We start from the raw sequence: 14,143 nt of genomic DNA on the forward strand, positions 1-14,143 counted from the left end.
ATAAACAACTACTGTAAAACTCCACAAACTAATGTTAAAAAAACAATTATCTTACTTTATTATTATAGGTATATTAGCCTCAATAACTAACTTCATTATTGTATGGTTCTTGGTTGAACTTGATATTTTCAAGCCTATGGTAGCAAATTTTTTTGCATTTCTTATTGCTTTTAATGTCAGCTATTTTGGACATAGATTTTTGACATTCTCAACAACAACTCAATCACATAAAAAGGCTGCCACACAATTTTTCATTAATGTCATGATAGGTTTAGCTCTTAATGAAAGCATATATTATGTATTGCTTCATCTTTTACATATACAATATTTACTTGCACTATTTATAACAATGGGATTAGTTGCTGTATATACTTTTGTTGTTAGTAAATTTCTCATCTTTAAGGCATAAGATGTTTAATATAAACAAACAAATAGGAATATATATACACTTTCCTTGGTGTGTACGTAAATGCCCTTACTGTGATTTCAACTCACATGCAATCAAAGATGATACATACCTCTCACAAGATTATTACAAAAAACTAATTGCCGACTTTGATACTCATCTAAAAAATCTACAAGATAGAGAAGTTATAAGTATTTTTATAGGGGGCGGTACACCTTCTCTTTTTAAGGCAGACTATCTCGGTAAAGTTCTACAACATATAAAAAATAATGCAAAGATTAATCCTAACTGCGAAATAACTCTAGAAATGAATCCAGGCACTGTCGAACGTGGTTCTATCTCAGACTATGCAAATATTGGTATAAACCGTATCTCAGTTGGTGTACAAAGCTTCCAAAATGAAAAGCTAAAGTTACTAGGTAGAATTCATAATTGTGACAATGTTTATACAACCATCGAAGAAATTAAGAATTCAACCATTTCTAATTTTAATATTGATATCATGCATAGTCTCCCTAATCAGAGCTTTAAAGATGGAGTTTTTGATATTTCTCAAGCAATCGCAATGAAGCCAACACATATATCTTGGTACCAACTAACTATAGAACCAAATACTCTTTTTGCAGTAAAGCCTCCAAAACTACCAGACGAAGAAACTCTAGAAAGAATTGAAATAACTGGTAAAAAACTACTCCAAGAAGCTGGATACTATCAATATGAGATATCAGCTTATGCAAAAAATAATTTAAGATCAGTTCATAACTCAAACTATTGGAATTTCGGTGACTATATAGGTATTGGTGCTGGAGCTCATAGCAAGATTACAAATCTTCAAACCAAAGAGATCAAAAGAACTTGGAAACACAAACATCCCAAAATATATTCACAGGAAGATAACTTTATAAAAGATTCAAATGTTGTCAGTCAGGATGATTTAGTCTATGAGTTTATGCTCAACACCCTTCGCTTACGACATGGTTTCAGCTTTGATCTATTTGAAAGGCAAACTTTTTTACCAAGGAGTATTATACAAAATAATTTACAAACGGCTATAGACAGAGGTTTACTAAAAGTAAACAAAGATAACGTCAAGCCTACATATAAGGGCTACTTATTCTTAAATGACTGTATAAATATATTTATTTAATCATCATATTCAATTTGAAATATCTTACCACTAATAGCATCAACATATACTTTAACCTCTTTATTAGCAGTATCTACACATTCAACCTCATAAACATCACTTTTGTCTTCAACGCTTATAATAGTTTTACATCTATCACTAGGTACTGCAGCTATAGCATCACTCATGTTGATTTGCGTTGAGCCTTTTTTTGGCAAAGGAACTTTACCTGTATTCGGATCTATATACAGATACTCTTCTTTGCCGACATCATTAATTACTTTTGCCTTATATACTCCATCATCAAACTCGATTTTATTGATACTTGGGTAGCCTTGAGAGTATATATTTGCAACAACCTTACTAATGGGAACTGCTGTTGATGATGGAGTATCATCTGCGTACATAACTGACATAGATATCGCCGTCAATAAAATCATCCTAGAAATTATTAGAATCTTTCTCATTTTTAACCTATTTTTTCAAAGATGATTTTAAGTTACCATTATGAATTTATAATATCAATAATATATAGACCAATAGCTATTGACCAAGAACCGTACTAACATAATTTTTAGCATGTTTTCGAAGAAATTCTATTAACTTCGTTCTATTTCTAACATGCTTTGATACTATTACTGCTTGCTTATCATGAAATATTTCTGTTGTAATTCCATCTACAGCAACAATAGATGAATTTGATATCTGTGCATAATTATCTAACAAAACACCAACTCCCAACCCCTTCTCAATCAGAGAAACTTTATGTAAGTCATCCTCAACGAGATACTTTATCTTTTTAATACTTTGACTTATATCCTTACCATCTACTGTAACATTTAAGCTAAAAGATGATTGATCTCTTCGCATAATAAAAGGAAGCTCAAAAACCCTTAGAGGATTGGCTTTCAAATCATACTTATCTAATAATTCTTGACTAACATACACTTTAGATGGTAAATTCACCGAATCTATAGTTGCACAAACCATCCAATGGTCTTGATCTATTTTCTCAAGATCTTTAGATGATATAAGAGCTATATCATAATTGTTTAATTGATAAATATAGCTATTAGCTTGATACAATAAGTAACTATCAAAAGTAAAAGTATAATCATCCTTAGTATCTATTTCATGAATATTTGGTGAAATGTAATTGACAAATGTTCTAGTACTAAAAATACGTATATACTTTAACTTATCAACGCCTTTATATTTACTAGAAAGAATACTATTTTCTAAATCCATATATAATCTATGGCAAGATGCATAGTATTTTTTACCATACTTCGTTATTTCTACTTATTACTACACGATAAATAATATTTTTTACCACAATCTGTTATATCTATTTTATTACGACTTGGACGAGTTAGCTTAACTCCTAAATAACTTTCAAGAAGTTCTAATTTATTTCGAACTGTACTAATTTCAACAGAGTAGTAATTTTTTACTGCCGTGTACGAGCCTAATTCAACTAAAGATATGAAATATCTTGTACCTTCTATTACATTCTTATCAATAACTTTTCCAAAATTTTGGCTCATACTAAAAAAACTAAAGAACAATATGTATTTGTTATATTATCAGAAAATTATCTTTATAATAATTCTAGATTTTGGTGCACCAGGCGAGACTCGAACTCGCACGTCCTACGGACACCACCCCCTCAAGATGGCGTGTCTACCAATTCCACCACCGGTGCTAAATAGAGTACTTTATTTTTTCGTACTAGTAGAACTTTGATCAATCTCTTTTTGATATTGATCATATTGACTAGCTATAGAGTTATCAGTACTAACTGAACTTATGCTAGCAGTTGTATTTTGACTTTTACCTAAATATCCTAAAGTAAGACAACATACAAAAAATACTGCCGTAAAGAATACCGTCATTTTAAATAAAAACGAAGCTGCTCCTTTACTACCAAAAACAGTATTAGAAGCACCTGCACCAAAAGAAACACCCATATTAGCGCCTTTACCTTGTTGTAGCAAAACTAGAGCTACAATAGCGATAGCTGCGATAATATCTATAGTTAAAATTATTCCGTACATATTTTATTTGCTTGATTTATTATTTCGTTAAACTCAGAAGCTTTCAAAGATGCTCCACCAATCAAGCCACCATCAACATCTGGTAAGCTTAATATATCTTTAGCATTTTCAGCTTTCAGGCTACCACCGTACACTATTTTCATATTTTTAGCAAGATTTTCATCAACTTTAGCTACAAGCGAACGAATAAATTGATGCGTTTCTTGTACTTGCTCCAAAGATGCTACCACTCCTGTACCTATAGCCCAAACAGGTTCGTAAGCTATTACAACCTTAGCAAGTTGCTCAATAGATAAATTTTCTAATATTGGACTTAATTGTATTGTTAGTACTTTTTCTAACCTTCCGCCTTGTCTATCTTCTAGCGACTCACCTATACATACAACTGGCACAACTGATGTATCTATAATTTTATTAAGTTTTTTGAAAACATCTTGATCAGTTTCACCAAACAAAGATCTTCTCTCAGAATGGCCTATAAGTAGATAATTACAACCAACATCATGTAACATCTCTGCAGATAACTCTCCAGTATATGCACCATTATCATAAAAAGTAATATTTTGCAGACCTACTCCAATTTCTTTAGGAAGCTGCGCAAGCACCTCTTTAACATATACACTTGAAGGAAAAACAGCAACAACGACTTTTTCACTATTGTAATCAACTTCCGAAATACCCTTGCAAAGCTCTTTAATGCTTGCAGAGCTACCATTCATTTTCCAATTTCCCATTATTAATTTTTGCATATCTACACCAATTTTTGTTTTACCTTTTCAACCAGATGCTCTGCTTCTTTTGTAGCTAAATCTTTAGCATCTGCTTCAACCATAACTCTCAGAACTGGTTCAGTTCCTGAAGGTCTCAACAGTACACGTCCTCGACTACCTAATCGCTCTTCAGCTTTAGCAACATCACCAACTAGCTTAGCTAAATCATCAGATGTTACTTTAAAATTAAGTGGAACATTGATCATAGTCTGTTGCATTAATTCACCAGGTAATTTAAACGCTGATACTGGTTTATCACTTTGCGAAAAAATCGCTAACAACTGAATAGCTGTCGATAAACCATCACCTGTAGTTCCAAAGTTCAGATTGATAACATGTCCTGATGACTCCCCACCTATTTTATAGCCATGCTTAACCAAATCTTCTAGAACATATCTATCACCAACTTTAGAGCGAATGAATGGTATGTTATTTGCTTTATAATGATTTTCGTAACTCATATTTGTCATCTGTGTACCCACAATACCAATAGTACCACCACAAATATTACTATATTGAGCAATAATATTTAATATTCCATCACCATCAATTTCTTGAGCATTCTCATCAACAATAATAATTCTATCTGCATCCCCATCTAGAGAAATCCCTAGGTTAGCATTATGCTCTTTAACTGCTTTTTTAATATTTGAGGTACAAGTCGCCCCACAATCAACATTTATATTTAAACCATCTGGATTAGATGCTATAGAAATATAGTCAATACCAAATCTATCAAGCAATGCTTCAAAATTATTTGAAGCAGCACCATGAGCACAATCTATGACAACTTTACCTTTATAGTTAACCAAAGAGCCAAAACTTTCAAATAAGTTTTCAATATACTCGTCTATAAAGTTTTCAGCAACCTTATAATTACCAAACTTGCACTCTGTCTGATAAATAAAATCCGAATCAATTTTAGCTTCAACTTCTTCTTCTAGAGCATCGTCTAATTTAAATCCACTTGATGAAAAAAGCTTAACACCATTATCAGTAAACTTATTATGTGATGCTGTGATTACGAATCCAGCCGCTGCTTTATATTTAGCTGTCATAAAAGCTACAATAGGTGTAGGGACTACACCTAGATCAATCACATCAATACCTGCAGCATTTAATCCAGATACTAAAGCAAATTTCAGGAATTCCCCCGAACTACGAGTATCTTGCCCAACAATAACAAACTTCGGATAATCTCTTTCATTTATTAATGCCCCAACCGCATTTCCAAGCTTTTGCATAAATTCTGCTTTTATAACAGATTTACCTACTTCACCACGAATACCATCTGTACCAAAATACTTAGCCATAATTATCCTTTAGTATTTCACTAATGCTGAAACATTATATCCTTCAAGAGTTTTTCTACCATTCAGATCTTCAAGCTCTATTACAAATATAAGACCCTCAACACTTGCTTGAGTTTTTTCGATAAGCTGAACAGTTGCTTTTGCTGTGCCACCAGTTGCTAACAGATCATCGACAACCAATACTTTATCTGTATCCTTAAAAGCATCTTTATGAATCTCTAAGCTATCACTACCATACTCTAATTGATAGCTCACTTTGTAAGTTTCTCTAGGAAGCTTGCCTGGTTTTCTTACAGGAACAAATCCTAAGCCTAAAGCTTCTGCAAGTGCTACCCCAAAAATAAACCCTCTACTTTCAGTACCAGCAATAATAGTCGGCCTTATACCTTTCGACTTCAACTCTTCAGCCATAGCTTTTGCAGTCATTTTTAAACCTTGAGGATCTGCTAATAATGGGGTGATATCTCTAAACACTATACCCGGCTTCGGAAAGTCTGGCACAGCAATGATTCTGTCTTTTATAAAATCTAAATTCATGAGAAAAATACCTTTAGAATAAATTGAAAGAAAAATAATTAAACTTGTAGTAAAATTCTATTTGGATCTTCTAACAATTCTTTAATCATTTTCAGGAATCGTACAGATGTACCACCATCAATAATTCTATGATCATAAGATAATGCTAAATACATTATTGGACGGATTTTAATCTCGCCATTTACAACTACTGGTCTTTCAACGATATTATGCATACCTAAGATCGCACTTTGTGGTGAGTTAATGATTGGTGTAGATAACATAGATCCATAAGTACCACCATTAGTAATTGTAAACGTACCACCTTGCATATCCTCTAGGCTTAATTTACCATCGCGACCCTTAATTGCTTTATCAAGCACATCTGCTTCAAGCTCCGCTAAAGATTTACCATCTATATCTCTTAAAATAGGTACTACTAAGCCTCTATCCGTACCAACAGCTATACCAATATCAAAGTAGTTATGATAAACAATCTCATCACCATCAATAGAAGCATTAACATCTGGGAACTTTTTAAGTGCTTCAGTTGCTGCTTTAATAAAGAAAGACATAAAACCAAGCTTTATATCATGCTCTTTAAGGAATATATCTTTATACTTATTTCTAAGTGCCATAACTGCACTCATATCAACCTCGTTAAACGTCGTCAAGATTGCATTAGTATGCTGAACCTCAACTAATCTATTTGCAATAGTTTGACGTAAACGAGTCATCTTAACTCTTTTTTCGTATCTTGGACCTTGGTTAGCGACTATAGTAGGCTGTTGTGTCTTGCTACTAGATACCGCTTTTTTAACATCCTCAGATGTTATACGTCCTTTCTTACCAGTACCTTCAATACTTACAGCAGAATCTAATCCACTTGCATTAAATGCTTTACGTGCAGAAGGAACTAAATGAGGATCATTACCTTTATCTTCCTGGGCTTTTGTTTCTGACTTAGGTGCTGCAGATGCCACTGCGCCTTCAATAACTTTTGCTATTAGCTCTGATGAAAGAACTGTTTCACCAGCAGGTTTTAATATTTTTGATAAAACTCCATTAGATGTCGCTGGAACTTCCATGACCACTTTGTCTGTTTCGATCTCAGCTAAAATATCGCCTTCTGCTACAGCATCACCTTCTTGCTTATGCCACTCAGAAACTGTACCATCTGCAACAGACTCTGGGAAAACAGGTGCTTTAACATCTACTTCTTTGCCAGAAGCTTGTGAAGAAACCTCCGCAACAACCTCTTGCTTTGGCTCAGAAGCTGAAGCATTAGTATCAATATTTGCTAAAAATTCTTCAGACAAGACTATATCACCTTCTTGCTTTTTGATTCCCTTTAGAATACCGCTGGCAGTGGCTGGAACTTCCATAACCACTTTATCAGTTTCGATTTCAACAATTATATCGCCTTCTTCAACAAAATCACCTTCACTTTTATTCCACTGAGCTAATGTGCCATCTGCGACAGACTCTGGAAACATAGGTACTTTTAATTCAATCATTTCTTACTCCTAGTAACAACTTAAATTTTATATTTCTAAAGCTCTATTAATAATTTCTTCTTGCTGTTTGACGTACAACGTATGATAGCCCACTGCAGGAGTAGATGACCTCTCTCTCGCGACACACAGCAACTCCTGTTTTTTTAACACAAGCTTTTCTATGAAGTGTCTAATATTATACCAAGCACCCTTATTTTGAGGCTCTTCTTGTAGCCATACAACCTTGTCAGCATGCTTATACTTAGCAAAAATATCTGCGAGTTCGTCTTGTGGAAACGGATACAACTCCTCAAGTCTTACTACAGCAATATCTTCATGAGCATCTTGCTTTTTAGCAATTAGATCATAATAAACCTTACCATTACAAAGTATAAGTTTTTTAACCTTCTCTTTATTAGCACTTGCATCATCTATAATAGATTCAAATTTACCTTTTGAGAGCTCTTCTAGTGTAGACACAGCCATAGGGTTTCTTAATAAACTCTTAGGCGTCATTACAATCAATGGCTTTCTAAGCAGTCTAATCACTTGACGTCTCAGCAAATGATATATTTGTGCTGGAGTGGTAGGAGTACAAACTTGCATATTTCTATTTGCGCATGATTGTAAAAATCTCTCTAAACGTGCTGAAGAATGCTCAGCACCAGCACCTTCTTGACCATGAGGTAAAAATAATGTCAACCCTGACAAGATACCCCATTTTTCTTCAGCCGCCACCAAAAATTGATCAATAACTACTTGAGCTGTATTTACAAAGTCACCAAACTGAGCTTCCCAAATTACTAACGAATCTGGACTATAACAACTATACCCATATTCAAATCCTAAAACACCATATTCCGATAATGTAGAATCTATAACATCAAATCGAGTTTTTCCATTAATATGTTGAAGTGGAATATATTCTCTTAGTTGTGAGCTAGTATCCATATTTTTAACAACCGCATGACGATGAGAGAATGTTCCTCTACCACTATCTTCTCCAGATATCCTTACGGAATAACCTTCATCAAGTAGTGTCGCATAAGCAAGAGATTCAGCAAACCCCCAGTTTAATGGAAGCTCGCCATTCGCCATCTTGACTCTATCTGTTATAGCTTTTTTAACCTGCATCTGAGCTTTAATTTCTTCAGGCACTGCACTCATTTTTAGAGCTAGCTCTTTAAGTTTACCCTCAGATATTGCATTGTACGTGTATTTAGTCTCTTGCTTACCAATATATGGTAACCAATCGCAGACATTAAGTTTATCTTTCACTGCTTTTCTATCAAGAATATCTATAATAACTTGACCATTATCAAGCTTACTACGATAGTTAGCATTTAATTGTGCAAGAAGATTCTCATCAACAACGCATTCTTTAAGAAGTTTTTCACTATATAATTTTAATGTCGAAGGAAGCTTTTTAATCACTTCATACATCTGTGGTTGAGTTCCTGATGGCTCATCAGTTTCATTATGTCCGTTTCTACGATAGCAAACCAAATCAATAACCACATCCTTGTTAAATTTCATGCGGTATTCAAGAGCTATATCAGCAACCTTAAGTACAGCCTCAGGATCATCGCAGTTTACATGAAAGATTGGTGCATCTACCATTTTTGCAATATCAGTTGAGTAGTTGCTACTTCTATTGACTCCGAATGCACTACTAGTAGTAAAACCAACTTGGTTATTTACAACAAGATGAACTGTACCGCCCGTTCCATACGCTTCAGTAAGTGAAAAACCAAAAGTCTCCATTACGATACCTTGCCCACAGAAAGCTGCGTCTCCATGTATCAATATAGGAAGTACTTTGTTATACACATTACCTTCCAATTTATCTTGTATCGCTTTAGCAGCACCTTCTACAACAGGATCTACCGTTTCAAGATGAGATGGGTTAAACGCTAGTGCAATTTTTGCTTCTTTACCATCAATACATCTATAGTTCGAATATCCCATATGATACTTGACGTCACCAGACAGGCTCTTTTCACTTCTCTTACCTTCAAACTCTTCAAACAAATCTTTAGGATTTTTACCCATAACGTTCACAAGAACATTTAAGCGACCTCTATGAGCCATACCTAATTGGATAAATCTTGTTGAATGTCTAGATACAGCTTTTTCTATAACATGTTGAAGAGATGGAATTAAAGATTCTCCACCCTCAAGGCCAAATCTTTTTTGACCCACATATCTTAATGCTAAATATTTCTCTAAGCCTTCTGCTGCAACCAACTGTTGCAAAATCCATTTTTTATCTGACTTCTCCGTAGATAAGTTTTTTTCAATCTTATCTTGAAGCCATAATTTTTCTTCTTTGTTACCAATGTATCTATACTCATAGCCTACACTAGATTCATAAATTGCCTTAGCTTTAGCTATTACTTCTTTCAGTGTAATATCTTTATTATCAGTAAATTCACCAAGATTAACTTTCTCAGATAAATCTTTTTCAGATAGCTCATGTGCAGTTAACTCTAGATCAGAATCTCTTTGATACTTCATTAATCCTAATGGATCAATATTTGCTGATTTGTAGCCATGAGATCGATAAGCTTTTACAAGAGCTTTTGCTTTTAAGCTTATATCACCTTCACCACTAATAACTGTCGTAGCAGTAGATCTATTTTTAGCCAAAAATTTGAACTCATCAACCAAGTCGCGATGCACAGTATCTGTTGAACTAGCTATAGAATCAAAAAAGGACAACCATTTTGGATCAATGTCCTCATAGTTACCCATAATATAATCATCATATATTGATTCAAGATATTCTAAATTACCTCCGAAGAGCTGGGTTGTTTCCAACCACTGACTAAAATCCAGTTGTTTTTTTTTCATATAAATACCTAAATGTCAGGTTTTAAATTTTACACATTTTTCTTTAATAGTGCAGATCTGATCTTACCGATAGCTTCCGTAGGATTAAGACCTTTAGGACACACAGAAACACAGTTCATAATAGTTCTACATCTAAATAGACTAAATGGATCTTTTAAGTCTTCGAGCCTTTGTTCCGTAGCAGTATCTCTTGAATCAGCAATAAATCTATATGCCTGTAACAAACCTGAAGGTCCTATAAACTTATCTGGATTCCACCAGAAAGATGGACATGATGTTGTACAACATGCACATAGAATACACTCATAAAGACCATCCAATTCAGCTCTATCTTCAGGTGATTGTAGTCTTTCTTTGACAGGAGGCTCTTCATCATTTATAAGATATGGTTTAACCTTTTCATAGTTTTTGTAGAACTGCTTCATATCAACAATCAAGTCTCTAACAACTGGCAAGCCCGGTAGAGGATTAACTTTAACTGGTTGTTTTAACTCCCCAACTGAGGTAATACATGCCAAACGGTTTTTACCATTAATATTCATGCCATCAGAACCACAAACACCTTCTCTACAAGATCTTCTCATAGCTAATGTAGGGTCCTGTTCTTTGATAAGTTCCAAAGCAGTCAAGACTTTAACTCCCTCATTTTCTACTGTGACAGTATACTCATCATAATATGGCTTTTTATCTACTTCTGGATTATATCTATAAATCTTAAATCTTACATCCATTTATCAAATCCTCGTATTAATACTTACGTTCTGCTGGTTGGAAAGCTTTAACCTTAGTAGGAGACATATTTACATCACGCTGTGATGTCTTATCACCATCTAAGAAATACAACGCATGCTTCATCCAGTTCTTATCATCTCTTTCAGGATAGTCCACTCTCGAATGCGCACCTCTAGACTCTTTTCTCTCAAGTGCTAACTTCGCTGTGGCTATCGCAGTCAATACAAGATTATCAAGTTCTAAAGCCTCTATTCTCATCATATTGAAAATTCTAGAATTATCTTCCAAAACAGCATTATCAAGTCTTTCTCTAATTTTGAATAATTTATTAAGACCTTCTTTCATTGTACTTTCTTGTCTAAACACCGAGAAGTATTGTTGCATAGTCTGCTGAAGCTCTTTTCTAAGCACTGCTATTTTTTCTTGACAACCTCTTTGCTCAGAAGTATCCCACTTAGTGATTCTAGCAGTAGCTTTTTCAATATTCTCTTGCGAAACTTCTTTTGAAGGCATACCTTCTTTCAAACTTTGCTCAGCATGCATGCCTGCAGCTCTACCAAACACAACTAAATCTAACAATGAGTTACTACCAAGTCTATTTGCACCATGCACTGATACAGAAGCGCATTCACCAACGGCATATAAGCCTCCAATGACTTTATCTTCGCCATTCACCTGAGTAATTACTTGACCATGCTTGTTAGTTGGTATCCCACCCATTTGATAATGACAGGTAGGTACAACTGGTATTGGCTTCTCAACAGGATCAATACCAGCAAAAGTTCTACCCAACTCTCTAACTGTAGGTAATCTCTCATCAATAACTTCTTCACCAAGATGAGTCAAATCCAACCAGACACAGCTTGTTCCAGAGAAAGTATTACCACGACCTTCCATAATTTCTTGTTGCGATGCACGCGACACAACATCACGACAAGCAAGATCTTTTGCATTAGGAGCATATCTCTCCATAAATCTCTCGCCATCTTTGTTACGTAGCACACCACCTTCACCTCGGCAACCCTCAGTAACCAGAACTCCCGCTCCAGCAATACCCGTAGGGTGGAATTGCCAAAACTCCATATCCTGAAGTGGTAAACATGCTCTTAAAGCAAGACCCATACCATCACCTGTGTTGATATAAGCATTAGTACTAGATTCGTATATACGACCTGCTCCGCCAGTAGCCAATATTGTAATTTTTGCCTTTAAGAAGACCGTTTCTCCTGTTTCTATACTAAGAGCTATTACACCAGCTATACTTCCATCATCAGCTTTGACCAAGTCAACAGCAAACCATTCTGTATAAAAATCAGTCTTATGAGAAAGATTACCTTGATACAGAGTGTGCAAAAGCGCATGCCCAGTTCTATCAGCTGCAGCACAAGTTCTCTCTGCCTGATTAGCGGGATCACAATTTCTAGACATACCACCAAATGCTCGCTGATATATCTTACCGTTTTTTAGTCTTGAAAAAGGCATACCCATATGCTCTAACTCAATAATTGACTGTGGTGCATGTTCACACATGTATTCGATCGCATCTTGATCACCAATATAGTCAGAACCTTTAACAGTATCATACATATGCCACTTCCAATCATCTGAAGGCAATCCGTCATTAAACTCAACATTCCCTAGTGCCGCTGCAATACCACCTTGAGCTGCAACAGTATGGGATCTAGTAGGAAAAACTTTAGAAACAACAGCAGTTTTAAAACCTGACTGCGACAACTGAAAAGATGCTCTTAAACCAGCACCACCAGCACCAATTACAATAGCATCAAATTCTTGCGTAGCTATACTCATAAAAATAACCTCTTAGTAGAAAAATAAAACCGCAAATAACCAAAAAAAGCAGAATGCATAGACTAATACAAAGCTCAACATAATAAGAGCTGATGCCCAAGCACACTTAATATAGTCACCACAAATAATCCAAATACCTACCCAAGCATGAAAAAACATCGCCAAATAAGCCATCAATGTAGCAACTCTAAAAAACATACTATCTGTGAACAATCCTCTCCAGCTATCATAGTTAAGCCCTCCAGCATGAGATAAGCACAAAGTCTGAAGAATAAGATAACCAAAATAAACAGCAATAACTACAGCTGTCACTCTCTGTACAAAAAAGTCTTTAATTCCAGAAGAAGTTAATGATATTACAGCCATAAGTAGCACCCCCATAAAATAGCCGATAAAACACCTAAAATGATAACAAGCAACGAAGTAATCTTAGCTGCTTTCATACTCTCACCAAAACCCATATCCATAATCATATGCCTAACACCCGCATAAACATGATAAGTTATAGATGATAAAAACAACCAAAAGAATATACTGCACCAACCCTTAGTCAAAACAGCGACAGTTTGCTGATAACCATCGGGACCTGCGAGTGTATAATTCATACCAACAACTGCCAAAGGTATTGCAAAAATCAATACCACACCAGATATACGATGCAGTATAGAACTAATAGCAGTAATAGGAAACTTATAAGATTTAATTGACATCAAATCAACATTCGTATTTTTTTTCATGCTCGACATTCCTCCGAAGCCATTTTATATGTATATCAGTAAATCGGATATAAACCAATGTTATACAACAACTCTTAAATAATATATTTTTAGTAAAACAAATTCAAATACTTAAACAAATTTTTAATTCTATTTCGTCTCATAATCAAACGCAACAAACTATTAAGCAAAATAAACAATATCCACATCATACACAGCTAATGATTTTTTTTATTTGCAAAAGAGAAATCTTTAGCTTATCATTCTCCTGTAATGATACCTTATTAGTATATTATTATTTTTTGAAAGGTATCTATTTTATTGCAAACCTTTGCATTGTATTTTTTGA

Annotated in this window: 15 protein-coding genes and 1 tRNA gene; 2 read left to right on the forward strand and 14 right to left on the reverse strand. The window is 34.6% G+C overall.

Annotation, left to right across the window (positions count from 1 at the left end; genetic code table 11):
* Positions 1-31: 31 nt before the first annotated feature.
* Both FNO12_RS08660 and hemW read left to right on the forward strand, forming a co-directional pair.
* The gene (locus tag FNO12_RS08660; RefSeq protein WP_014714640.1) at positions 32-409 is read left to right on the forward strand and encodes a GtrA family protein; all 378 of its coding nucleotides are present in this window, start codon (positions 32-34) and stop codon (positions 407-409) included.
* Position 410: 1 nt separating this feature from the next.
* Positions 411-1,553 carry a radical SAM family heme chaperone HemW gene (gene hemW / locus FNO12_RS08665; RefSeq protein ID WP_014714639.1) on the forward strand — a complete coding sequence of 381 codons (1,143 nt, stop codon included), beginning with the start codon at positions 411-413 and terminating at the stop codon, positions 1,551-1,553.
* Here the strand turns inward: hemW and FNO12_RS08670 are convergent.
* The 14 genes from FNO12_RS08670 to sdhC all read right to left on the reverse strand — a co-directional run bounded on the left by FNO12_RS08670 (position 1,550) and on the right by sdhC (position 13,815).
* Complete coding sequence (locus FNO12_RS08670) at positions 1,550-1,999, reverse strand: PepSY domain-containing protein (RefSeq protein ID WP_014714638.1); 450 nt, start codon at positions 1,997-1,999, stop codon at positions 1,550-1,552. The two genes, hemW and FNO12_RS08670, sit on opposite strands and share 4 nt — an antisense overlap.
* A gap of 76 nt (positions 2,000-2,075) precedes the next feature.
* Positions 2,076-2,780 (reverse strand): LysR family transcriptional regulator, encoded by a 705-nt coding sequence (locus tag FNO12_RS08675; protein ID WP_231138731.1) that lies wholly within the window; start codon positions 2,778-2,780, stop codon positions 2,076-2,078.
* Positions 2,781-2,830: 50 nt separating this feature from the next.
* Positions 2,831-3,079, reverse strand: coding sequence for a hypothetical protein (locus FNO12_RS11220; protein ID WP_064504915.1), 249 nt, complete (start codon positions 3,077-3,079; stop codon positions 2,831-2,833).
* Positions 3,080-3,151: 72 nt separating this feature from the next.
* Positions 3,152-3,237: transfer RNA gene (locus FNO12_RS08680), tRNA-Leu, on the reverse strand.
* A gap of 13 nt (positions 3,238-3,250) precedes the next feature.
* Complete coding sequence (secG, locus tag FNO12_RS08685) at positions 3,251-3,589, reverse strand: preprotein translocase subunit SecG (RefSeq protein ID WP_014714637.1); 339 nt, start codon at positions 3,587-3,589, stop codon at positions 3,251-3,253.
* Complete coding sequence (tpiA, locus tag FNO12_RS08690; protein ID WP_014714636.1) at positions 3,577-4,338, reverse strand: triose-phosphate isomerase; 762 nt, start codon at positions 4,336-4,338, stop codon at positions 3,577-3,579. The genes secG and tpiA overlap by 13 nt, the downstream gene beginning before the upstream one ends.
* A 2-nt stretch (positions 4,339-4,340) precedes the next feature.
* Entirely contained in the window at positions 4,341-5,672 is a 1,332-nt protein-coding gene (glmM, locus tag FNO12_RS08695) for a phosphoglucosamine mutase (protein WP_014714635.1), read from the reverse strand.
* A 9-nt stretch (positions 5,673-5,681) separates the two neighbouring features.
* Positions 5,682-6,209 (reverse strand): adenine phosphoribosyltransferase, encoded by a 528-nt coding sequence (locus FNO12_RS08700; RefSeq protein WP_014714634.1) that lies wholly within the window; start codon positions 6,207-6,209, stop codon positions 5,682-5,684.
* A gap of 38 nt (positions 6,210-6,247) precedes the next feature.
* Positions 6,248-7,705, reverse strand: a complete 1,458-nt coding sequence (odhB, locus tag FNO12_RS08705; RefSeq protein WP_014714633.1) for a 2-oxoglutarate dehydrogenase complex dihydrolipoyllysine-residue succinyltransferase — start codon at positions 7,703-7,705, stop codon at positions 6,248-6,250.
* 27 nt (positions 7,706-7,732) lie between these two features.
* Positions 7,733-10,537 carry a 2-oxoglutarate dehydrogenase E1 component gene (locus tag FNO12_RS08710; protein ID WP_014714632.1) on the reverse strand — a complete coding sequence of 935 codons (2,805 nt, stop codon included), beginning with the start codon at positions 10,535-10,537 and terminating at the stop codon, positions 7,733-7,735.
* A gap of 29 nt (positions 10,538-10,566) precedes the next feature.
* Complete coding sequence (locus FNO12_RS08715) at positions 10,567-11,268, reverse strand: succinate dehydrogenase iron-sulfur subunit (RefSeq protein WP_014714631.1); 702 nt, start codon at positions 11,266-11,268, stop codon at positions 10,567-10,569.
* Positions 11,269-11,284: 16 nt separating this feature from the next.
* On the reverse strand, positions 11,285-13,078 hold the full coding sequence (sdhA, locus tag FNO12_RS08720) for a succinate dehydrogenase flavoprotein subunit (RefSeq protein WP_014714630.1): 1,794 nt from the start codon (positions 13,076-13,078) through the stop codon (positions 11,285-11,287).
* A 12-nt stretch (positions 13,079-13,090) separates the two neighbouring features.
* Complete coding sequence (gene sdhD, locus FNO12_RS08725; RefSeq protein ID WP_094888841.1) at positions 13,091-13,459, reverse strand: succinate dehydrogenase, hydrophobic membrane anchor protein; 369 nt, start codon at positions 13,457-13,459, stop codon at positions 13,091-13,093.
* Positions 13,435-13,815, reverse strand: coding sequence for a succinate dehydrogenase, cytochrome b556 subunit (sdhC, locus tag FNO12_RS08730; protein WP_014714628.1), 381 nt, complete (start codon positions 13,813-13,815; stop codon positions 13,435-13,437). The genes sdhD and sdhC overlap by 25 nt, the downstream gene beginning before the upstream one ends.
* Between the last annotated feature and the right edge of the window lie 328 nt (positions 13,816-14,143).

It is taken from the genome of Francisella orientalis FNO12, assembly GCF_001042525.2.
Classification (GTDB): Bacteria; Pseudomonadota; Gammaproteobacteria; order Francisellales; family Francisellaceae; genus Francisella; species Francisella orientalis.